General features: G+C 75.4%; 21 protein-coding genes and 1 pseudogene. 6 read left to right on the plus strand and 16 right to left on the minus strand.

The window, feature by feature from the left end; all coding sequences use genetic code 11:
- Window positions 1–16: 16 nt before the first annotated feature.
- Complete coding sequence (locus IF37_RS0104540; protein ID WP_030736501.1) at window positions 17–211, minus strand: antitoxin; 195 nt, start codon at window positions 209–211, stop codon at window positions 17–19.
- An 85-nt stretch (window positions 212–296) separates the two neighbouring features.
- Window positions 297–1,304 (minus strand): LLM class flavin-dependent oxidoreductase, encoded by a 1,008-nt coding sequence (locus IF37_RS0104545; RefSeq protein ID WP_030736504.1) that lies wholly within the window; start codon window positions 1,302–1,304, stop codon window positions 297–299.
- A 218-nt stretch (window positions 1,305–1,522) separates the two neighbouring features.
- Here IF37_RS0104545 and IF37_RS0104550 point away from each other — a divergent pair, with 218 nt between their 5' ends.
- Window positions 1,523–2,014, plus strand: coding sequence for an HAD family acid phosphatase (locus IF37_RS0104550; RefSeq protein ID WP_030736507.1), 492 nt, complete (start codon window positions 1,523–1,525; stop codon window positions 2,012–2,014).
- Between the two features lie 10 nt (window positions 2,015–2,024).
- Here the strand turns inward: IF37_RS0104550 and IF37_RS0104555 are convergent, their stop codons facing one another.
- On the minus strand, window positions 2,025–2,240 hold the full coding sequence (locus IF37_RS0104555; RefSeq protein WP_030736510.1) for a dodecin: 216 nt from the start codon (window positions 2,238–2,240) through the stop codon (window positions 2,025–2,027).
- Between the two features lie 232 nt (window positions 2,241–2,472).
- Here IF37_RS0104555 and IF37_RS0104560 point away from each other — a divergent pair, with 232 nt between their 5' ends.
- Entirely contained in the window at window positions 2,473–3,729 is a 1,257-nt protein-coding gene (locus IF37_RS0104560) for an extracellular solute-binding protein (RefSeq protein ID WP_030736513.1), read from the plus strand.
- A 13-nt stretch (window positions 3,730–3,742) separates the two neighbouring features.
- Here the strand turns inward: IF37_RS0104560 and egtD are convergent, their stop codons facing one another.
- From egtD to egtA, 4 genes are read right to left on the minus strand one after another with little or no spacing between them, the layout of a single operon-like run.
- Window positions 3,743–4,705 (minus strand): L-histidine N(alpha)-methyltransferase, encoded by a 963-nt coding sequence (gene egtD, locus IF37_RS0104565; protein ID WP_030736516.1) that lies wholly within the window; start codon window positions 4,703–4,705, stop codon window positions 3,743–3,745.
- Entirely contained in the window at window positions 4,702–5,517 is an 816-nt protein-coding gene (gene egtC / locus IF37_RS0104570; RefSeq protein WP_030736518.1) for an ergothioneine biosynthesis protein EgtC, read from the minus strand. The genes egtD and egtC overlap by 4 nt, the downstream gene beginning before the upstream one ends.
- A complete protein-coding gene (gene egtB / locus IF37_RS0104575; protein ID WP_030736521.1) occupies window positions 5,517–6,854 on the minus strand; it encodes an ergothioneine biosynthesis protein EgtB in 1,338 nt (445 codons plus the stop codon). Before egtB ends, egtC begins: the two co-directional genes overlap by 1 nt.
- A complete protein-coding gene (egtA, locus tag IF37_RS0104580; protein WP_030736525.1) occupies window positions 6,851–8,200 on the minus strand; it encodes an ergothioneine biosynthesis glutamate--cysteine ligase EgtA in 1,350 nt (449 codons plus the stop codon). The genes egtB and egtA overlap by 4 nt, the downstream gene beginning before the upstream one ends.
- A gap of 271 nt (window positions 8,201–8,471) precedes the next feature.
- Between egtA and IF37_RS0104590 the strand changes: the two genes are divergently transcribed.
- Complete coding sequence (locus IF37_RS0104590; protein WP_030736529.1) at window positions 8,472–9,353, plus strand: TIGR02452 family protein; 882 nt, start codon at window positions 8,472–8,474, stop codon at window positions 9,351–9,353.
- Here the strand turns inward: IF37_RS0104590 and IF37_RS0104595 are convergent.
- The 5 genes from IF37_RS0104595 to IF37_RS0104620 form a co-directional block, all read right to left on the minus strand.
- The gene (locus IF37_RS0104595; RefSeq protein ID WP_030736532.1) at window positions 9,338–9,784 is read right to left on the minus strand and encodes a type II toxin-antitoxin system PemK/MazF family toxin; all 447 of its coding nucleotides are present in this window, start codon (window positions 9,782–9,784) and stop codon (window positions 9,338–9,340) included. The genes IF37_RS0104590 and IF37_RS0104595 overlap by 16 nt on opposite strands.
- Window positions 9,785–10,037: 253 nt before the next feature.
- Window positions 10,038–10,451, minus strand: coding sequence for a cupin domain-containing protein (locus IF37_RS0104600; protein WP_030736535.1), 414 nt, complete (start codon window positions 10,449–10,451; stop codon window positions 10,038–10,040).
- Between the two features lie 240 nt (window positions 10,452–10,691).
- Window positions 10,692–12,113, minus strand: coding sequence for an amidase (locus IF37_RS0104610; protein WP_030736538.1), 1,422 nt, complete (start codon window positions 12,111–12,113; stop codon window positions 10,692–10,694).
- Between the two features lie 364 nt (window positions 12,114–12,477).
- Window positions 12,478–13,446 carry an alpha/beta hydrolase gene (locus IF37_RS0104615; RefSeq protein WP_030736542.1) on the minus strand — a complete coding sequence of 323 codons (969 nt, stop codon included), beginning with the start codon at window positions 13,444–13,446 and terminating at the stop codon, window positions 12,478–12,480.
- Window positions 13,447–13,626: 180 nt separating this feature from the next.
- Window positions 13,627–14,184: an NAD(P)H-dependent oxidoreductase gene (locus tag IF37_RS0104620; RefSeq protein WP_030736545.1), complete on the minus strand. Its 558-nt coding sequence runs from the start codon at window positions 14,182–14,184 to the stop codon at window positions 13,627–13,629.
- A 99-nt stretch (window positions 14,185–14,283) separates the two neighbouring features.
- Between IF37_RS0104620 and IF37_RS0104625 the strand changes: the two genes are divergently transcribed.
- Window positions 14,284–14,964 (plus strand): TetR/AcrR family transcriptional regulator, encoded by a 681-nt coding sequence (locus tag IF37_RS0104625; protein ID WP_030736548.1) that lies wholly within the window; start codon window positions 14,284–14,286, stop codon window positions 14,962–14,964.
- A 37-nt stretch (window positions 14,965–15,001) separates the two neighbouring features.
- Here IF37_RS0104625 and IF37_RS0104630 read toward each other — a convergent pair whose 3' ends face one another.
- Both IF37_RS0104630 and IF37_RS0104635 read right to left on the minus strand, forming a co-directional pair.
- Window positions 15,002–16,150 (minus strand): NAD(P)/FAD-dependent oxidoreductase, encoded by a 1,149-nt coding sequence (locus IF37_RS0104630; protein ID WP_030736552.1) that lies wholly within the window; start codon window positions 16,148–16,150, stop codon window positions 15,002–15,004.
- Window positions 16,147–16,827, minus strand: coding sequence for a TetR/AcrR family transcriptional regulator (locus tag IF37_RS0104635; protein ID WP_030736555.1), 681 nt, complete (start codon window positions 16,825–16,827; stop codon window positions 16,147–16,149). The genes IF37_RS0104630 and IF37_RS0104635 overlap by 4 nt, the downstream gene beginning before the upstream one ends.
- A gap of 136 nt (window positions 16,828–16,963) precedes the next feature.
- Here IF37_RS0104635 and IF37_RS0104640 point away from each other — a divergent pair, with 136 nt between their 5' ends.
- On the plus strand, window positions 16,964–17,977 hold the full coding sequence (locus tag IF37_RS0104640) for a LacI family DNA-binding transcriptional regulator (protein ID WP_030736558.1): 1,014 nt from the start codon (window positions 16,964–16,966) through the stop codon (window positions 17,975–17,977).
- 47 nt (window positions 17,978–18,024) lie between these two features.
- On the opposite strand, the gene trxA is transcribed toward IF37_RS0104640, so the two are convergent.
- Window positions 18,025–18,402 (minus strand): thioredoxin, encoded by a 378-nt coding sequence (trxA, locus tag IF37_RS0104645; protein WP_030736561.1) that lies wholly within the window; start codon window positions 18,400–18,402, stop codon window positions 18,025–18,027.
- 153 nt (window positions 18,403–18,555) lie between these two features.
- Here trxA and IF37_RS0104650 point away from each other — a divergent pair, with 153 nt between their 5' ends.
- Window positions 18,556–19,986 (plus strand): NAD(P)/FAD-dependent oxidoreductase, encoded by a 1,431-nt coding sequence (locus IF37_RS0104650; RefSeq protein ID WP_030736564.1) that lies wholly within the window; start codon window positions 18,556–18,558, stop codon window positions 19,984–19,986.
- A gap of 8 nt (window positions 19,987–19,994) precedes the next feature.
- On the opposite strand, the pseudogene IF37_RS41555 reads toward IF37_RS0104650, so the two are convergent.
- Window positions 19,995–20,640: pseudogene (locus IF37_RS41555) on the minus strand (peptide deformylase).
- Between the last annotated feature and the right edge of the window lie 244 nt (window positions 20,641–20,884).

Consider the following 20,884-nt stretch of genomic DNA (forward strand, 5'->3'; position numbering starts at 1 on the left):
CCGCCCCCGTGCGCCACTACTGCGGAGGGTTGCCCCGGTCCTGCGGCCGGGTGCCGAACTCGTCCCTCACCTTGTCCTGACCCGTGTCGACCTGCGACTTGTACTTGTCGCCGGTCCGCTGGTCGATGTAGTCGCCGCCCTTGTCGATGCCCTTGTCGGCCATGCCCTCATGGCCCTTGAGCATGCCCTTGATCTTGTCCATGAAGGACATGGCAGCCCTCCTCGTCGCTTGAGGTTCGCCCTCCCAGGGTCACCGGCCGGGGCGGGGTTCGCATCTTGGGGGCGTCCCCGGCCGGTCACCGGCCCGGTGCGAAGAGCGCGGCGAGCCGCCGGTAGGAGTCCACGAGGGCCGTGCGGTCGTAGCCGCTGGTGGTGACGAGCACCTCCTCGGCGGCGGTCTCCGCCAGGACCGTCTCCAGCTCGCGCGCGACCTGCTCCGCGGTACCGGCGATGTGCCCGGCCAGACCCGCCTCGTACACGGCGCGTTCCCTTCCGGTCATCGTGCGGCCCTCGACCGACTCGGCGGGGGCGAGCGGGGGGAAGGCGCCGTGCGTGCGCGCGTACGCCATCGACCAGGCCTCGGGCACCAGCAGCCGTCGCGCCTCGGCCTCGGTGCCGGCGACCGCGACCGTGCCGGAGACCACGACGTACGGTCGGTCCGCCCAGGCGGAGGGGCGGAAGAGGGAGCGGTAGCGGTCGATGCCGCGGAGCGTCTTCTCCCGGTCGCGCAGGTCACCGATGACCAGGGGCAGGCCCGCGCGGGCCGCGATCGCCGCGCCCTCGCCCGTCGCCAGCACGAACGGCGGCACGGCCAGGCCCTCGGCGGGGCGGGCGCGCACCCCGGTCGGCGAGCCGCCCGTGAACCAGCCCAGCAGTTCGCCGAGCTGCGCCGCGAAGTCCTCGGCGTCGTCCTTGCCGCGGCCGAGCGCCTTGCGCACCCCGTCCGTGAAGCCGACGGAACGGCCCAGCCCCATGTCGATGCGGCCCGGGAACAGCGACTCCAGGACCCCGAACTGCTCGGCGACGACCAGCGGCCGGTGGTTGGGCAGCATGACTCCGCCGGTGCCGACCCGGATGGTGCGGGTGGCCGCGGCGACCGCGGCGGCGAGCACGGTCGGCGCGGAGCCGGCGACCCCGGGCACGCCGTGGTGCTCGGACACCCAGAACCGGTGATAGCCGAGCGCCTCCGCCTCCCCGGCGAGCGCGACCGTGTCCCGCAGCGCCTGCGCGGGCGGGTGGCCCTCGCGGATGCGGGAGCGGTCGAGGACGGAGAACCGGGTCCGGGAGATCACTGCGCTGCTCACGCAGGGTTCAACACCCGCACGGTCCGGGGATTCCCCCGGCCCCCCACGCACCGGGGATCTCCCCTGACGCCCGCGGGTCGGGAATCTCCCCCGGACGTCTGCGGTGGGTACGCGGAGCGGCCGGGCGGTCCGGCACGGCCCGGTGCGGTCCGGCTCGGCCTGGCCCGGCTCGGCTCGGTCACCCGGTCTGACCCCGACAGCACCCCTAGGGTGGCGGTGTGACCGACACCAGCGGGCGGCCGATCGCCGTGTTCGACCTCGACAACACGCTGGCCGACACCGCCCACCGCCAGCACTTCCTCCAGCGCCGGCCGCGCGACTGGGACGCCTTCTTCGCCGCGGCGCCCGCGGACCCGCCGATCGCCGAGGGGGTGGCGCTCGCGGCGGAGACCGCCCGCGCCTGCGAGATCGTCTACCTCACCGGCCGTCCCGAGCGGTACCGCCGGGACACGCTGGAGTGGCTGGCGGCGCACGGGCTGCCCGAGGGGCGGGTGCACATGCGGGGCGACGCCGACCGCAGACCGGCCCGCTTCACCAAACTGGCGGTCCTGCGCCGGCTCGCCCGGGACCGCGAGGTCCGGTTCCTCGTGGACGACGACGAGCTGGTCTGCGACGACGCCGAGCGCGCCGGGTTCACCGTCGTCCGGGCCCGCTGGACCGCCGGGTCCGCCGCCCTGCGGGACGGCCAGGAGCGCGAGGGGCGTACCTGAGGAACGGCGCTCACTCGCTCTGTTCGAGGCGGAAGCCGACCTTGAGGCCCACCTGGTAGTGCTCGATGCGGCCGTTCTCGATCTGGCCGCGGACCTGGGTCACCTCGAACCAGTCCAGGTTGCGCAGCGTCTGGTCGGCGCGGGCGATGCCGTTGCGGATGGCCTGGTCGACGCCCTCGTGCGAGGTGCCGACGATCTCGGTGACCCGGTAGGTGTGGTTCGACATGCGGGTGCTCCTCTCGTGTCACGCCGTACTCCACCGTGCCGTATCCGCGCCCCGCCCGCACGGCGTGACGGACCGTCACCGAGGGCGCTCACCGGCGTACCACCCGGTAGCGCTTGACCTCCGCATTGGTCCATACCAGAATCCAGCCCACCCGTACGGGCCGTGCGCCCGTCCCCCCACGCCGGGCCCCACCCCTGTGCCAGCACCCTCGCCAGACAGAACAGGACCCCTCGTGAGACGTCGTCTGCTCGCCCTCATCTGTGTCACCGGCTCCCTCGTCAGCGCCTGCGGGATGCTCCCCGGCGACCACGAGCGCAAGACCGTCACCGTGTGGCTGATGAAGGACAGCGCCTCCGAGGAGTTCCTGGAGCGGTTCACCGAGGACTACGAGAAGACCCACGACGACGTGCGCCTGGACATCCGCATCCAGGAGTGGACCGGCATCGTGGAGAAGGTCCGCGCCGCCCTCAAGGCGCCCTCCGGAGACGGCCCGGACGTCATCGAGGTCGGCAACACCCAGGTGCCGCTGTACGCCGACGGCGGCCGGCTCGCGGACCTCACCCTGGAGTCGATGCGGGACTGGGGCAAGGACAAGTGGCTGCCCGGTCTCGCCCAGCCGGGCAAGGACGGCAACAAGCAGTACGGCGTGCCCTGGTACGCGGCCAGCCGGGTCGTCATCTACCGCAAGGACCTGTTCGAGCAGGCCGGCATCACCGAACCGCCGAAGACCCGCGACGAGTGGCTCGCCGCCACCCAGCGGCTCGACACCGCCGGCAACCAGGGCATCTACCTCGCGGGACAGGACTGGTACACCCTGTCCGGCTTCATCTGGGACGAGGGCGGCGACCTCGCCGAGGAGAAGGACCACGAGTGGCGGGGCACCCTGGACTCCCCGGCCGCGCTGCGCGGCATGGACTTCTACCGGCGGCTCCAGGCGCTCGGCGAGGGACCCGTCGACGCCGACGAGGAACACCCGCCCCAGGCCGGGGTGTTCGCCGGCGGCAAGGTCGCCCAGATCGTCGCCCTGCCCGGGCTCGCCCAGCAGATCCTGGAGCAGAACCCGGGGCTGAAGGGCGACATCGGCTTCTTCCCGGTGCCCGGACGCACCGCCGGGCGGCCCGGCACCGTCTTCACCGGCGGCTCCGACCTGGTCGTCCCGCAGAACACCGACGACCAGTTCGCCGCGACCTCCGTCGTCGCTGCGCTCACCGGCGCCAAGTGGGACACCGAACTGGCCCGCACCATGAACTACGTGCCGAACAAGACCACGCTGGCCGACGCGGTCGCGAGCGAGGAGGGAGTCGCCGCCATGGCCGCGGGCGCGGCGCACGGCCGGGCGACCCCCAACACCCCTCAGTGGGCCGACGTCGAGGCCGACAACCCGATCAAGGAGTACATGACCCGGGTGCTCCAGGGCGCGGACCCGGCGACCGAGGCCCGCCGCGCCTCGCGCGAGATCAGCGAGGCGCTCGCCCCGCTCGGCGGCTGAGCCGCCGCCCGGCTCACCGCGGCACGCTCAACGACAGCGCGAAGCGGTCCTGCGCGTCGGTCCACCAGTGGGTCAGCTCCAGCCCGGCGGCGGCCAGTTCCGCGCTCACCCCCTCCTTCCGGAACTTCGCCGACACCTCCGTGCGCAGTGTCTCGCCGGCCGCGAAGTCGACGGCTAGGTCCAGCGCGGGCACCTTCACGGTCTGGTCGGTACGGGAGCGCAGCCGCATCTCGATCCACTCCCGCCCGGCGTCCCAGAGGGCCACGTGGTCGAACGCCTCCGGGTCGAAGTCGGCGCCGAGTTCGCGGTCGAGCACGTTCAGCACGTTCTTGTTGAACGCGGCCGTCACCCCGGCCGCGTCGTCGTACGCCCGGACCAGTACCCGCTCGTCCTTGACCAGGTCCGTGCCGAGCAGGAACCCGTCGCCGGGGGAGAGCAGCGAGCGCACGGAGGCCAGGAACGCGGCGCGTTCGACGGGCAGCAGATTGCCGATCGTGCCGCCGAGGAACGCCAGCAGCCGGGGCCCGGGGGTGGCGGGCAGGGCCAGGGGCGCGGTGAAATCGGCGATCAGCGCGTGCACCTCCAGATCGGGCCGCTCGGCGACGAGGGCCCGCCCGGCCCGGGTGAGGGCGCTCTCGCTGACGTCCACCGGGACGTAGGCGGTCAGCGGAGTGAGCGCCTCCAGCAGGTGGCGGGTCTTCTCCGAGGAGCCCGAGCCCAGTTCGACCAGGGTGCGGGCACCGCTCGCGGCGGCGATCTCACCGGACCGGGTGGCCAGGATCTCCCGCTCGGCGCGGGTGGGGTAGTACTCGGGCAGCTCGGTGATCCGCTCGAACAGCTCGCTGCCCCGGGCGTCGTAGAACCACTTGGGCGGCAGCCACTTCGGCGCGGCGGTGAGGCCGCCGAGGACGTCGGCGCGCAGCGCGGCGTCCGTCGCGTCCTCGGCGAGGGTGCGGGTGACGTGCAGGGGACTCAACGGCAGGGCTCCTTCGGTGAGGGGGGCGCCCCCGCTCGAGCGGAGTCGGGCGTGGGGGAGGCCGCCGGATGCTCCAGTGGGGCGAGCAGCACGCCGGCGCGGCTCGCGGTGAGCACGGTGCGGTCGGGCACCTCCCGCCAGAGCGGGTCGTCGTCGTACGGCTCGGAGGCCACGACCGTGCACCGGCCGGGCTCCGTGCGGTACCACAGGGAGTCACCCCAGGCGGTGGCGGCGATCGTGTCCCCGTCGGTCAGCAGGAGGTTGAGGCGGGAGGCGGGGGCCGCCCGGGCGAGCAGGCGCACCGGCTCGCCCAGGGCCCGCTCCGGCGCCTCGCCCGACCGCAGCCGGTCCAGGACCAGTGCCCAGACGAACGCCGAGTCGGTGCGGGCCTGGAGCGACAGCAGCTCGACCGGGGGCAGCGCCGGCAGCAGGGGCGCCGCCGCGTCCGGCCAGCCCGCGATCACGCCGTTGTGGCTGAACAGCCAGCGCCCCGAGGCGAACGGCGCCGCCGCGGCCTCGGCGTCGGCCCCCGCGAGGGTCGCGTCCCGGACCGCGGCGAGCACCGCGCCCGAGCGCACCACCCGCGCCAGGTCGGCGAAGGACAGGTCGGCCCAGATCGGCCCGGCCCGCCGGTAGCGGGCCGGCACCGGATCGCCGGGCGCGTACCAGCCGATCCCGAAACCGTCGGCGTTGACCGTCCCGTGCCGCTGCCGGCGCGGCGCCCACGACTGGCGGAGCAGACTGTGCGGGGGCTCCGCGAGGAGCCGGCCGAGCGGCTCCTCCGGGCCCAGGTAGGCCAGGTGACGGCACATCAGACGTCCTCCGAGCGGGCGGTGCGGAACCCGGAGAAGATCTGCCGCCGGACCGGGTAGTCCCAGTTGCGGAACGTGCCCCGGCAGGCCACCGGGTCCACGGCGAACGAGCCGCCGCGCAGCACCTTGTGCCCGGAACCGAAGAACACCTCCGAGTACTCCCGGTACGGGAAGGCCCGGAAGCCCGGGTACGGCAGGAAGTCGCTCGCCGTCCACTCCCACACGTCGCCGATCAACTGCCGTACGCCCAGCGGGGACTCACCGGCCGGGTAGCCGCCGGCGGGGGCGGGCCGCAGGTGCCGCTGGCCGAGGTTGGCGTGCCCGGCCGCCGGGTCGTCGTCGCCCCACGGGTAGCGCCGGGAGCGGCCGGTGACCGGGTCGAAGCGGGCCGCCTTCTCCCACTCCGCCTCGGTGGGCAGCCGCCGCCCGGCCCAACGGGCGTAGGCGTCCGCCTCGTACCAGCACACGTGCAGCACCGGCTCGTCCGGCGGCACCGCTTCCGTGGTGCCGAACCGGCGCCGGAGCCACCGGGTGCCGTCCCGCCGCCAGAACAGCGGAGCCGACACGGCGTGCCGCCGGATGTGCGCCCAGCCCTCCGGCGCCCACCAGCGTTCGGTGTCGTAGCCGCCGTCCTCGATGAACTCCTGGTACGCCGCGTTCGTCACCGGGGTGGTGTCGATCCAGAACGGCTCCACCTGCCGCGGGTGTGCCGGGCGTTCGTTGTCCAGCGCCCACGGCTCGTCGGAGGTGCCCATCGTGAACGGGCCGCCGGGTACGAGGACTTCGGCCGGGCCGGTGAACAGCGGGACCGGCTCCGGATCCGGCGCGGTCAGCGCGGGCGGGCCCGCGCGGAGCTGATGGGTGATCAGCATGGTCTCGTCGTGCTGCTGTTCGTGCTGGGCGATCATGCCGAAGGCGAAGCCGGCCTCGGTGAGCCGGCTGCCGTGGAAGTCGGCTGCCTCCAGCACGTCCAGCGCCCGGCCGCGCACCTCGGCCGCGTACCGCCGGGCCTCGGCGGGCGGCAGCAGCGGCAGCGAGGGGCGTTCGGCCCGCGGGTGCTCGAAGGCGTCGTAGAGGCCGTCTATCTCGGGCCGTATCGCCGCCCGGCCGCCGACCGCGCGCAGCAGCCAGAGTTCCTCCTGGTTGCCGATGTGCGCCAGGTCCCACACGAGGGGGGACATCAGCGGGGAGTGCTGGGCGGTGAGGTCCGGTTCCCCGACACAGGTGGTCAGCAGCGTGGTGCGGGCCCGGGCGGTGGCAAGGGAGGCCAGCGCGCGCTCGCGCAGGGCCTCGGGGTCCGTTCCGGCGGTCGTGGTGCCGGTCTCCGGGGCGGTCATGTGCGGATGTCCTTCCTCCCCTGGGCGGTGGGCGTCCCCCCGGCCGGGCCGGGCGGGGACCGGTGCGGGTCCGTGGCGCCGTGCCGGTCCAGCAGGTCGTCGGCCGGTGTGCGGCCCCGGGCCACGTGGCGGTCCCGGTAGGCGGCCACGGCGTCGGTGACCCGCGCGGTGGCGCCGAGCCGCGGCAGCGCCTCCACGGCCGCCGCGAAGCAGCCGTCGGCGGCCTCGCGCAGTTCCGGGTCGGCGAGACCGTGCCGGGCCGCGTCGGCCCACAGCGGGTTGTGCGGGGCGGGCAGGTTCCCGGCCCGCTCGGCGAGCGGTTTCACGATCCGGTAGGCCGTCTCGGCGGCCCCCGGGTCGTCGAAGAGCGCCGCCGTCACCGCGAGCGGGACGATCCAGCCGTCCTCGCCGGGCTGCGCGTCGATCATCCGCAGCTCCAGGTGGCCGCGCGGCCGGACCGGCGGGAACAGGGTGGTCAGGTGGTAGTCGAGATCCTCCCGGGTGGGCGGCCGGGGTGACCGGGAGCGGGTCCACTCGCGGAAGGTGAGTCCGTCGGGCACCTCCCAGGGGCCGCTGTCCCGGCGGACGCACATCACCGGCGAGTCCAGCACGTGCCGGGCCCAGGCGGCGCGCGGCTCGGCGTCCAGCGGGGGTCCGCCGGCCCGGCCGGCACCTATCTCCATCCACATCAGCTGGCGGGTGGACCGCCAGCCCGTGGGCCGCCGGCCGAGCAGGGGCGAGTGGGCGAACGCGGCCACCAGGACCGCGCCCAGCTGGTGTGCCAGCCACCAGCGCCGGACGTGCCCCAGCGGACCGGGCTCCTCGTGACCGGCGTCCACGCACACCTGGACGGAGGCGGAGGTGCACATCATGTACCGGCCGGCCGGGCCGGTGCGGTCCAGGCATGCCTCCATGGCGTCGTACCGCGGCTCGTGCAGGAACCTGCGGGGCGTGTGCCAGGGGTCGTGGCCGATGCCGGCGAGGGTGAGGCCCTGCTCCGCCAGGACGGCCCGGACGGCGTCCAGATCGGCGGAGACGGTGGTGACGCACTCCATCAGGGAGGCGGCGGGCGGCGAGCTGAGTTCCAGCTGGCCGCCGGGTTCGACGGTGAGCGCCGAGCCCAGGGGTACGGCCCGCAACGTGGCGTAGGCCGCTTCGAGCCGTTCGGGGGTGACGGGGGGTTGCGACTGGTCCAGCGGGTGGACGAGCCACTCCAGCTCGACACCGAGGGTGCGGGGCGGTCCGGTCTTGAAGCAGATGCCCCGGACGAGTGCCTCCACCTCGGCCTCGGTGACGGCGGTGCGGTGGTCCGTACAGTCGCCGCCGTCGCTCTGTGCATCGGACATGTCGGGATCCTCCTGAGGTTCCACCATGCCGCCTACCCGGGACGCGGCCGGGCAGGCCCGTGTCCCAGCCAAGACCCTTCGGAGGTCGCGCACAAGGGTGCGGACCCGGCCGACCCGGACCCGCCGCTTCCGCCTCCCCTGCCCGCTCCCGGCCGTACCGGGCGGGGGAAACCTCGTTGCGGCGCACCACCAGCATCACCCAGGATGCGTGCATGAGCACGACGGGGGAGACCATGCCGGGCGTGACCATGGCGTCCACGGGGGTGGCGCCATGAGCGCGCGCCTGCGCGCGATCGCCGCGGAGACCGAGGCGATCGTGGCCGCGGGCCGCTACCGGGCGCCGGACGGCCGGGAGGTGCCGATCGCCGAAGCGGTCGGCGCCGCGCGGGCCGGTACCCGGATGTTCGGCCCCGCCCCGGTGCCGGGACCGGCGGCGGTCGCGGGCGGCACGCTCCCGCGGGCCGACGGCGGCGGCACGCTCTTCGAGGTCACCGGGGAGAGCAGTCTGGAGGCGGCCCGCCGGCTGGCCGCCGCCCCCGTCGCCGTACTGAACTTCGCCTCGGCCCGCAACCCGGGCGGCGGCTACCTCAACGGCGCGCAGGCCCAGGAGGAGGCCCTGTGCCGCGCCTCCGCGCTGCACACCTGCCTGCTGACGGCCCGTGCCTTCTACGACCACCACCGCGCCGACCGCGACCCGTTCTACACCGACCGGGTGATCCACTCACCGGGCGTCCCCGTCTTCCGCGACGACCGGGGCCGGCTGCTGGCCGAGCCGTTCCACGCGGGTTTCCTGACGGCCGCGGCCCCCAACGCGGGCGTGATCCGGCGCGCGGCGCCCGAGCGCGCCGCCGAACTGCCCGGCGCCCTCGCGGTGCGGGCGGAACGCGTGCTGGAGACGGCCGCGGCCCACGGCTACCGGCGGCTGGTGCTCGGCGCCTGGGGCTGTGGCGTCTTCCGGAACGACCCGGCGGTGGTCGCGGGAGCCTTCCGCGCGTCGCTGGGGCCGGGCGGCCGGTTCGCCGGCCACTTCGAGCGCGTGGTGTTCGGGGTGCTGGACCGGACCCCGGGAGGCGCGGTGCGGGAGGCGTTCGCGCGGGCGTTCCCGGAGTCCCGGGGCGGCGGCCCGGCACCGGCCGGTCAGGTCCAGCCGTAGCGTTCGTGCAGCCGCCGCCGGACCAGGTCGAACCGCATCCGGTCCAGCGCGCACGCCTCCCGGCGCATGCCCCGCTCGTGCAGCCGCAGCACCCGGTCGACGTCCACCCAGGAGTCACGGCCCGAGCGGTCCCACGGCCCGCTGCCGATCGCCACCCAGTCGCGGTCGCCCGCGTGCCGCTTGCTGGAGAGCTGGACGGCGAGGAAGGTGCCGCCCGCCTCCCGGGCCACGACCAGCACCGGACGGTCCTTGCCCCGGCCGTCGTTCTCCTCGAACGGCACCCAGGTCCACACGACCTCCCCGGGGTCCGGGTCGCCGTCGTGCGCCGGGGAGTACTCGGTGCGCACCCGGCCGACCTCGCGCGGGTCGGCCTCGGTGGTGGCGTGCGGGCCGTGGCGGCCGGGGACGTTCTCTTCGGTGTACGTACTCACACGGGCACCCTAGCCAGGCCCTGGCGTCGCACTCCCGCCCGCCCCGCGAACAGCTCCCGCCGGGCTGGTCCAACCCGCCTGTCCAACCCGCCTCCGCGAGCCGGGCGTTGCGCCGACGCGGAGCCGGGAGCGGGCCGTCCGGCGGTCGCGGGGCCGGTCGTTCGGCGGTCGCGGGGTCGGTCGTCCGGGGGCCGCGAGCAGGGTCGTTCGGCCGCCGCGGGCGGAGCCGTTCAGGCGTCGACGTGGGGGCCGTTCAGGCGTCGGGGCGGGTGCCGATCCGCATGCCGGGGCGCCGGTCGTGCACGGTGAGGTACGTCAGCCCGGCCTCGCCGGCGGTGATGGCGCGGGCGGCGCCGTGCGGCAGCCAGGCCAAGGAGCCCTCGGTGAGCGGGCGGGCCGTGTCCGGGGTGCCGTCGCCGAGCACGCCGTCCCCGGCGACGACCAGGACCAGCACGTCCAGCCGGTCCTCCGTGTGGGCCGCGATCCGGGCGCCCGGGGCCAGCCGGACCACGTTCGCGTCGAGCTGCCGCCCCTCCTCGGCCAGTTTCCACAGCCCCCCCGCCGGTACCGGCGGGGCCGCCGCCAGCGCCCGGGTCTCGCACAGGACGCGCGGCCCCGTCGCCGGACGGGCGGCCGGTCCGGTGCCGGGCGCGGACGAGGTCGCCATCCGGTCTTCCCCTCGGTCCGGGCGTTCCCCGCTCAACTCTCCACCCACTCACTCCACGATTGGTCCACGCAGGACTCGTGGAAAAGGTACCGGGTGCGCCGCGCCACCCCGTGGTACGTGGCGCTGGAGGTCCTCAAGGCCGGCACCCTGATCGCCCTGGGCATCGCCTTGTCCACGGTGTGATCCCATGGCGTCCCGACCGACGGGGGACCCTGGCCACCGGGGACGGGCGCGGCGGCGTCACACGGCCGTGCGGTCGGCGTCCGCCTGCCGCGGCGGCCACCGCTCGTGCCAGCGCAGCCCCGCCTCCAACTGCGCGGCCAGCGACACCAGCAGCGGCTCGCTCCCGGCCGGCCCGAGCAACTGCGCGCCCACCGGGAGCCCGCCGACGAACCCGGCGGGCACGTTCACGCCCGGCCAGCCCAGCACGTTCCACGGCCAGGCGTACGGACAGGCCGCGATGACGGCACGTTCCGTGGCCAGCCCGCCGAGCCCGGCGAAGGCGCCGACCGGGGGCGGGGGCGTGGCCGTCGTGGGGGCGAGGATCACGTCGTAGGACCCGAAGAACGCGCCGATCCGCCGGTGCAGCACCGCCTCCGCGCGGCGGGCCGCCCGCAGCGGGGCCCCGTCGAGCAGTCGGCCGAGCCGGGCCGTGCCCCGGGTGCGCGGGTCGAGCAGCGCGGGGTCGGGGGCCTCGCGGGCCCGCTCGGCGATCCCGGCGGTGGCCCGGGGCACGAAGGCCAGCCCGATCCGCCCGTACGGCGGATCGGCCTCCTCCACGACGTGCCCCGACCGGGCGATCTCCTCGGCGAGTCCGACGACCCGGGCCCGGATCTCCGGGTGCAGCCGGGCGGGTACGGCGGTGAAGGGCGGCTTCAGGGACAGGGCGACGCGCAGCCGGCCCGGGTCACGGCCGACCGCGTCCGCCACCGTCAGCGCGGCCGGCCGGTGCGGGTCCAGCTCGTGGTTGCCGCTCGCCGCGTCCAGCAGCAGGGCCGCGTCGGCGACCGTCCGGGCGAGGGTGCCGTTGACCGTGATGCCGTGGAAGGACTCGCCGCGCGGCCAGGTCGAGATCCGGCCGCGCTGCGGCTTGATGCCGATCAAGTGGGTCCAGGCGGCCGGGATGCGCACCGAGCCTGCGCCGTCGGAGCCGAGCGCGGCCGGGACCAGCCCGGCGGCGACGGCGGCGGCCGAACCGCCGGAGGACCCGCCCGGGGTGTGCCCGGGGTGCCACGGATTGCGGGTCTCGCCGAACGCCGGGCCCTCGGTGAACGGCCACTGCCCCAGCTCGCAGGTGTTGGTCTTGCCGACGATCACCGCGCCCGCCGCGCGCAGCCGCCGTACCGCCTCCCCGTCCGCGGCCGCCGGCGGGAAGTCGCCCCGGCAGCCGAACGCCGTCGGCTCGCCCGCCACGTCCATGTCGTCCTTCACCGCGACCGGCACCCCGAGCAGCGGGAGCCGCGCTCCGGCCGCCAGCCGCCGGTCGGCGGCGTCGGCCTCGGCGAGGGCGGCCTCCCGGCGGACGATCCGGAAGGCGTTCAGGGTGGGCTGCGCGGCCTCGATCCGGGCCAGGGCCCGCTCGACCTGCGTACGGGAGGTCGTCTCCCCGGCGGCGAGGGCGCGTCGGGTCTCCGCCAGGCCTGCGGCACGGTCGGGCGTCATGGGCGAGCACCTCCGGGAGGCTCCGGGCACGATGTCTACCGAACGGTAACGTCGGCGGGGAGGCGGCGTGCGGGTTTCGCGCGGCCGGGCGTCGTACGGCGCCCGCACGGGTGAGCGCGGTACGGGTCAGCGCGGTGAGCGCGCCGGTTGCGTGCGGCTCGCGGGGGAGGGGCGGGCGCGGACACCGCCGGGTCTCGGCCCCCTCGCCGACAGCCGCCGTATCGCTGGGTCTCGCCTGCCGGTAGCCGCTGTACCGCTGGGTCTCGCCTGCCGGCAGCCGCCGCACCGTCGGGTCGCCCCCCTCGCCGGCAGCCGCCGTGCCGTCGGGTCGCCCCCTCGCCGGCAGCCGTTGTACCGCCGGGTCTCACCCCGCCAGCAGTCGCCGCAGCCACTGCACCCGCGCCGCGCGGGCCGTGCGGGACAGGGCCGCGTCCGGGGCCAGGGCGTCGAAGCCGTGGCAGCCGCCCGGCCAGACGTGGAGTTCGGCCACGCCGCCGGCCTGCCAGACGCGGGACGCGTAGCCGACCACCTCGTCCCGGAAGGTCTCCGCGGAGCCGACGTCCAGGAACGCCGGGGGCAGGCCGGAGAGGTCGGTGGCGCGGGCCGGTGCGGCGTACGGGGAGACACCGGGGCCGCCGCGCCGGTCGCCGAGCAGGGCTGTCCAGCCGGTCTCGTTGGCGCTGCGGTCCCACACGCCGACGCCGGCCATCTGGCGGCTGGAGACGGTGTCGTTGCGGTCGTCCAGCATCGGGGACATCAGCAGCTGTCCGAGGGCGCGGGGGCCCCGCCGGTCCCGGCCCAGCAGCGTGGCCGCCGCGGTGAGGCCACCGCCCGCGCTGGAGCCGGTGACCACGATCCGGTCCGGGTCGCCGCCTATCTCCCGGGAGTGCTCGGCGGCCCACAGCAGTCCGGCGTACACGTCCTCGACCGGCGCCGGGTGCGGGTGCTCGGGCGCGAGCCGGTAGTCCACCGACACCACGACCGCGTCCAGCTCGCGCGCCCAGGCCAGCGGCTCGGCCACGCCGGCCCGGTTGGTGCCGGCCACCAGGCCGCCGCCGTGCGCGTGGTAGATCACGGGCAGCCGGGCCGACCCGGGCGCGGACTTCGGGCGGCAGACGAGCAGGGGCAGACCGGGCGAGCCCTCGGGGCCGGGTACCGTACGGTCCTCCGCCTCGAAGAGGCCGCCCAGGGTGACGTCGAACAGCTCGCCGACGGCCGCGCCGCGCCGGGCGCCGGGGATGTCGGCGGGACGGAAACCGGGCGTGACCACGCCCGGGTACGACTTCAGCGTGGCGGCCAGCTCCGCGTCGAACGGCGGCGGGACCAGGGGCATGGCTTCTCCTCCCGTGACGTGTCCGGCGGCGGGCCGGCCGCGCGCCGCGCCCGCCCACGCACCGTCTACCCGCTGACGGCCCGGGGACCCCGAGGGCGACGTGCCGTGCCGGGAGGCGGTGCGGCGGACACGGCAGGGGCCGAAGCCGTGACGGCTTCGGCCCCTGCGGGAGACGTACGGTCAGGCAGACGCGCCCACGTTGCCGTGCAGGCGGGCCACGACCTCGGTCAGCTGGGCGGCGACCTCGGTGTCCTCGGCCGGGTGGGTCTCGGCGAAGCGGGTCACCGAGCCGGGGATGGACAGCTTGATGTCCTCGATCACGTTGCCGCCGGCGATGCCCACGGCCTTGCGGGTGTCGTCCTGGGCCCACACGCCGCCGTACTGGCCGAACGCGGTGCCGATCACGGCGACGGGCTTGCCGCCGAAGGCGCCGGCGCCGTACGGGCGGGACAGCCAGTCGATGGCGTTCTTCAGGACGGCCGGGATCGTGCCGTTGTACTCGGGGGAGAAGAGCAGGAAGGCGTCGGCGGCCTGCGCGGCCTCGCGCAGCTTCGCCGCGGCGGCCGGGACGTTGCCCTCCACGTCGATGTCCTCGTTGTAGAACGGGACGTCGGCCAGGCCCTCGTACAGCTCGACCTCGGCGCCCTCCGGCGCGAACTTCACGGCCGCCTCGGCGAGCTGACGGTTGTGGGAACCGGCGCGGAGGCTGCCGACGAGCGCGAGGATGCGAACAGACATGGGGAACTCCAAGGGGCTGAAACTCGGTGACACGATCCGGACCTAAGTCCGTTTAAATTTCTATCACCCTAAACGGACCGCGGTCCAGTTGTCTTCCCGATGCTTTACGCTGTGTTCATGTCCAGCGCTCTGCCGCCCTTCCCCCAGCCTCAAGAGCCCTACGACACCCCGCGGTTCCTGGAAGTCGGCACGGCTCCCGACGAGCCCGGACTGCGGGCCGACGCGGCCCGGAACCGGGCGCGGCTGCTGGAGGCCGCCGCCAAGCTGATCGCGGAGCACGGAGTCGCCGGGGTCACCATGGAGGCGGTGGCCGTGGCGGCGAAGGTGGGCAAGGGCACCGTCTTCCGCCGCTTCGGCGACCGCACCGGGCTGCTGATGGCCCTGCTCGACCACTCGGCGAGGCAGCTCCAGGCGGACTTCCTGGGCGGGCCCCCGCCGCTGGGCCCCGGTGCGCCGCCCCTGGAGCGGCTGCGGGCCTTCGGCGTGGCGGTGCTGTACCGCTCGGCCGAACAGCTGGACCTGCAACTGGCCGCCCAGCCGGAGCCGACCCGCCGGTTCGCGCACCCCGCGGCCGGATCGCTGCGGACGCACGTGACCATGCTGCTCCGGCAGATCGTGCCGGACGCCGACAGCGACCTGCTGGCCCACACCCTGCTGGCCTCGCTGGACCCCGCGCTGATCCACCACCTGACCCGGCAGTGCGGGATGCCGATGGAACGGCTGGCGACCGCCTGGCTCGACCTGGTCGCCCGGGTGACCAACACGGCCGCCCCGGAATGACGCGGGCCGGTGCCGACCGGGCGGCCGGCACCCCGCTTCAGTCCTCCCGCCCCGTGAACATCCGCACCAGCCCCAGCGGCGCGTCCGCGCGGAACAGCAGCTCCTGACCGCGCGCGGACTCCGCCGCCGACGCCTCGGCGCGCGGGAACATCCGGGCCTCGTACGCCGCCAGCGCGGCCTCCGTGTCGCCGGGGTGCGCGGCCAGCGCCAGGCCCAGCTCGGCGCCGTCGAGCAGGGCCAGGTTGGCGCCCTCGCCCGCGAACGGGGACATGAGGTGGGCGGCGTCCCCGAGCAGGGTGACCCCCGGTACCCGGTCCCAGCGGTGGCCCGCCGGCAGCGCGTGGATCCGGCGCGGCACCAGCGCCCCGTCCGCGTCCGCGACCAGCGCCCGCAGCCGCGCGTCCCAGCCGTCGAACTCCTTGAGCACGGCCTCCTTCGCCGCGTCCGTGTCGGTGAAGTCGATGCCGTCCAGCCACTCCTCCGGCGCGCTGACGGCGGTGTAGACGTGCAGGCTGCCGTCGGGTTCCCGGTGCCCGAGGAACCCGCGGCCCGCGCCGAGCGCGAAGAGCATGCCGGCGCCGACGACCTCCGCGCTCACCGGGTGCCGGGCGTCCGCCTCCGTCAGGTCCGCCTCCACGAACGACACGCCCGTGTACGCAGGCCGGGCGGCGGAGACCAGCGCACGCACCCGCGACCAGGCGCCGTCCGCGCCGACCAGCACGTCCGTGGTGAACCCGGTGCCGTCCGCGAGCGTCACCCGGTGCCGGCCGCCGTCCAGCGGGCGGGCGCCGGTGACCTTGGCGCCCCACCGGACCGTGCCCGCGGGCAGCGCGTCGAGCAGCAGTTCGCGCAGGGCGCCGCGGTCTGTCTCGGGACGCCCGCCGGTGCCGTCGTCGGACTCCGCGAACCGGACGGCGCCGTCGAGGTCGAGGACCCGTACCGCCTGCCCGCCGGCGTGCACCCGGGCCAGGAACTCCTCGTGCAGGCCGGCGGCCCGCAGCGCCTCCTGGCCGGTGTCTTCGTGGATGTCGAGCATCCCGCCCTGGGTCCGGGCGTCCGGCGACGGGTCCAGGTCGAACAGCGCGGCCTCGACGCCGTGCACGTGCAGCACCCGGGCGAGGGCGAGTCCGCCGAGACCCGCGCCGACGACGGCGACGGGGTGGTGGGGGAGCGAGCCGGTGGTCACGGGGTCTCCTGGCCTTCGGTCGGTACGGCGGTCCGCTCGATGCCGTTGAGCAGGGCCCGGAAGGCCCACGACAGGCGGGCCTCGGGGGTGCCGGACAGCAGCAGCCCGGCGTCGGCGGCGATCCGGGGGTGGGTGGCGGCGGGTGCCTCGCGCAGCGCCCGGGCCGCCGCCTGCCAGTCACCCGTGGGTTCCTCCCCGGCGTGCTCGGCGGCGGTCGCGGTGGCGTGCTGGAGCAGCAGGTCCACGCCCCACGCCGCCTGGGCGCGCGGCACCCCGCCGGTCCGGAGCAGGTCCAGCAGCGTCTCGATCAGGCGCAGATAGTGCGGGCCGGACGGCCGGGCGGTCAGCGCCGAGCGGGCCAGGGACGGGTGCTCCAGCAGCATGGCGGTGTAGGCGGTGAGCACCCGCTCCAGCCGCTCCCGCCAGCTGCCCTCGGCCGGCGCGGGGCCGACCGTGCCGAGCAGTTCGTCCAGGACGGCCGCGTGCAGCTCGTCGGTGTTGCGGACGTACACGTAGAGCGAGGCGGGGCCGGTGTCGAGTTCCTGCGCCAGCCGGCGCATGGTCACCTTGCGCAGCCCTTCCGCGCGCAGGACGGCGACGGCGGCGGCGACGATGCCCTCGCGGGTCAGGGCGGGCTTGGCGGGACGTTCCCGCCGGGAGCGGGGAGCAGCGGTCATGCGGAAAGGGTAACGAACATGTTCGACACGAACAAGTTCGGAACGAACGTGTTCGTGCGAGCCGTCGGAGGAGCAATGGGGTCGAAGGCTCCCTCACGTCGCCCCGCCCGCTCCCGGTGCCCGGCGCTCTGCCAAGATGCGGTCTGTCATGGTGCAGATACCGAACACGCCCACGAGTGCCGATGTGGCCCGCCTGGCCGGAGTCTCCCGCGCGACCGTCTCCTACGTCCTCAACAACGCCACCGCCGTGCGGATCAGCGAAGCGACCCGCGAGCGCGTGCGCGAGGCCGCCCGCGAGCTGGGGTACGTGCCCCACGCCGCCGCCCGCAGCCTGCGCGCCGGACACAGCCGCATGGTCCTGATGCCCACGCCCGCCATCCCGGTGGGCCCGCTCTACAGCAGGTTCCTCAGCGAACTCCAATGGGCGCTCGGCCGGCTGGACTACACCGTCGTCCAGTACGGCAGCGTCGGTCTCCAGGGCGACGAGGCCGCCCGCGCCTGGGCCGAATTACGGCCGGTCGCCGTCCTGGTGCCCGGTGCCGGCCTCGGCCCGCAGGGCGTCGCCGTCCTCAGGCGGGCCGGCGCGCGGGCCGTGGTCACGGTCGGCCCCGACCGCGTCGAGGGGGCGCACGCCGTACTCATGGACCACGACGCCGTCGGCCACTGCGCGGGTGCCCACCTGCACGCCCGGGGCCGCCGCCGGATCGGCGTCGTCCTGCCCGGGGAGCCGGGGCTCGACGCCTACGCGCGGCCCCGGCTGGCCGGGGTCCGCCAGGCGCTGCGCGGCACGGACGCCACCGTCACCGAGCTGCCGCTCGACCCCACCGAGGAGGCCGCCGCCGAACTCGCCGCCCGCTGGACCGAGTCCGGTCTGGACGCGGTGTTCGCCTACAACGACGAGTACGCGATGCTGCTGATGCGCGCCCTCCAGGACGAGGGGCTGCGCATCCCCGAGGACGTCGCGGTGATCGGGGCCGACGACCTGATGCTCGGCCGGCTGCTGCGGCCCCGGCTCAGCACGGTCCACATCGAACTGCCCTCGGGCCGCGACCTCGCCGCACTGGTCGACCGCGCCGTGCGCGACCCCGGGGCCGAACCCGAGGTGCACACCGTGCTGGGGGCCTCGGTGGTCCGGCGCGAGTCCAGCTGACCGGGCCGCGGCCCCCGCGCGGTGTGCCCCCGCGATCACCCGCGTGATTACTCCTGCGGCTGCTCCTGCTGGGCGGCGATGCTCTTGCGGACCTCGTCCATGTCGAGGTTGCGGGCCTGGTCGATGAGGTCCGCGAAGACCGGCGCGGGCAGCGCGCCCGGCTGGGAGAAGACCGCGACCTGGTCACGGACGATCATGAGCGTCGGGATCGACGAGATACCGAAGGCCGCGGCCAGCTCCGGCTGCGCCTCGGTGTCCACCTTGGCGAACACCAGGTCCGGGTTGTCCTCCGCCGCCTTCTCGTAGACCGGGGCGAACTGCCGGCACGGCCCGCACCAGGACGCCCAGAAGTCGATGAGAACGAACTCGTTCTCCGAGACCATCTCGTCGAAGTTCTCCTTGGTCAGCTCCACGGTGGTGGTCATGGCGTGATTCCCTCTTCCTGGTGTGGGGTGTGCCGACGGCTCAAACACGGCGACCGATCAGGCTATTCCACGCGGCTGTTCCACCCGTGCACGCCTGTGTCCCGCGCGCGTACCCATGTGGCCGGAGCGCACACCACCCACCACACTGACCCCATGACGGAAACGGAATCCATCGCCTACGACGTCGTGGTGATCGGGGGCGGGCCGGTGGGGGAGAACGTCGCCGACCGCACCCGCGCGGGCGGACTGACCACCGCGGTCGTGGAGAGCGAACTGCTCGGCGGCGAGTGCTCGTACTGGGCCTGCATGCCCAGCAAGGCCCTGCTCAGGCCGGTCATCGCCCAGGCCGACGCCCGCCGCCTGCCCGGCCTCGCCCAGGCGGTCCGGGGCCCGCTCGACACCCCGGCCGTGCTGGCCCGCCGGGACGACTACACCTCCCACTGGAAGGACGACGGCCAGGTCGCCTGGCTGGAGGGCACCGGCGCCGACCTGTACCGCGGCCAGGGCCGGCTGGCCGGTCCGCGCACGGTGACCGTCACCGCTCCCGACGGCACGGTCACCACGCTCACCGCCCGGCACGCCGTCGCCGTCGCCACCGGCACCCGCGCCCAGCTGCCCGACCTGCCGGGACTCGCCGCGGTCAAGCCGTGGACCAGCCGCGAGGCGACCAGCGCCGCCGCCGCCCCCGGCCGGCTGATCGTCGTCGGCGGCGGAGTCGTCGCCACCGAGATGGCCACCGCCTGGCAGGCCCTCGGCTCGCGGGTCACCCTGCTGGTGCGCGGCAAGGGCCTGCTGAACCGCATGGAGCCGTTCGCCGGGGAGCTGGTGGCCGAGGCCCTCGGCGAGGCGGGCGTCGACATCCGCACCGGCACCTCCGTGGAGTCCGTCATCCGGGAGAACGGCACGGTGGTGGCCGTCACCTCCGCCGGCGACCGGATCGAGGCCGACGAGATCCTCTTCGCCACCGGACGCGCGCCGCACACCGACGACCTCGGCCTGGAGACCGTCGGCCTGGAACCCGGCTCCTGGCTGGACGTCGACGACAGCCTGCGCGTCACCGGCACCGACTGGCTGTACGCGGTCGGCGACGTCAACCACCGCGCCCTCCTCACCCACCAGGGCAAGTACCAGGCCCGGGTGGCCGGCACCGCGATCGCCGCCCGCGCCGCCGGCGACCCGGTGCTGGACGAACCCTGGGGCGCGCACGCCGCGACCGCCGACCACGACGCCGTACCCCAGGTCGTCTTCACCGACCCGGAGGCCGCCGCGGTCGGCCTCTCCCTGGCCGAGGCGGAACAGGCCGGCCACCGGGTCCGCGCCGTCGACGTCGAGTTCTCCTCGGTGGCGGGCGCCGGCCTGTACGGCGACGGCTACAAGGGCCGGGCCCGCATGGTCGTGGACCTGGAGGAGGAGATCCTGCGCGGGGTCACCTTCGTCGGCCCCGGCGTCGGCGAACTCATCCACTCGGCCACCGTCGCGGTCGCGGGCCGCGTCCCCGTCGGCCGGCTCTGGCACGCCGTCCCGTCGTACCCGACGCTGAGCGAGGTCTGGCTGCGGCTGCTGGAGGCGTACCGGGACAACTGAACGCCGGACTACGGCAGTTCGAAACCGAGGGCCCGGGCCGCCGCCTCCGGCGACGGCTGGGCCCACAGGGCCGTCACCGCCTCGTTGGTCGACAGGGGAGCGCGGCTCGGCGCGGTCCAGGTAGAGCGTGCCGTCGAGGTGGTCCGTCTCGTGCTGGACGATCCGGGCGGGCCAGCCGGTGAACACCTCGTCCAGCGCCCGGCCGTGCTGGTCCTCGCCGCGCAGCCGCACCTCGGCGTGGCGCGCCACCACCGCCTGCCAGCCCGGCACGCTCAGACAGCCCTCGAAGAACGCGGCCCGGGCGGTGCCGACCGGCTCGTACACCGGGTTGACCAGCACCCGGAACGGCTGCGGGAACCGGCCCCGGACCACCGCCACCTCCTCCGGCACCGGCGCCGGGTCCTCGATGACCGCGATCCGCAGCGGAACTCCCACCTGCGGCGCGGCCAACCCCACACCGGGCGCCGCGTGCATGGTGGCGCGCAGGGCCTCGACGAACCGGTTCAGCAGCGCGGGGCCGAGCTGGCCGTCGTACGGCTCGGTCGCGTGCCGCAGCACGGGCCGGCCGGCCGCGACGATGGGCAAGGGGCCGCCGGCGGCGAGGAGTTCCTCGACCCGCTCGGCGAGCGGTGTGTCATCACGGGGAGGTGCCATCGCGTCAGCATGCCACGCCCGCCCCCGCCGCCCGCGGCACGAGCCGCCAACACCCCGGGGCCCCGGCAAGGCGGGAGGCCGCGCGACGGCAGGCACCGGCCGGGCGGGTGGTCTTCGGTGGGGGCCGTGCCCGCGGAAGGGGCGGAAGGGCGGGCGGGGGCCCCGTGCCCTGGGGAGATGTCGGCGGAGTGAAGTAGCGTGTGCGGCACGCGGACACCGGGACGGCAGGTGGGCGAGCGGAGGG

Source organism: Streptomyces sp. NRRL S-31 (assembly GCF_000718775.1).
Taxonomy (GTDB): domain Bacteria; phylum Actinomycetota; class Actinomycetes; order Streptomycetales; family Streptomycetaceae; genus Streptomyces.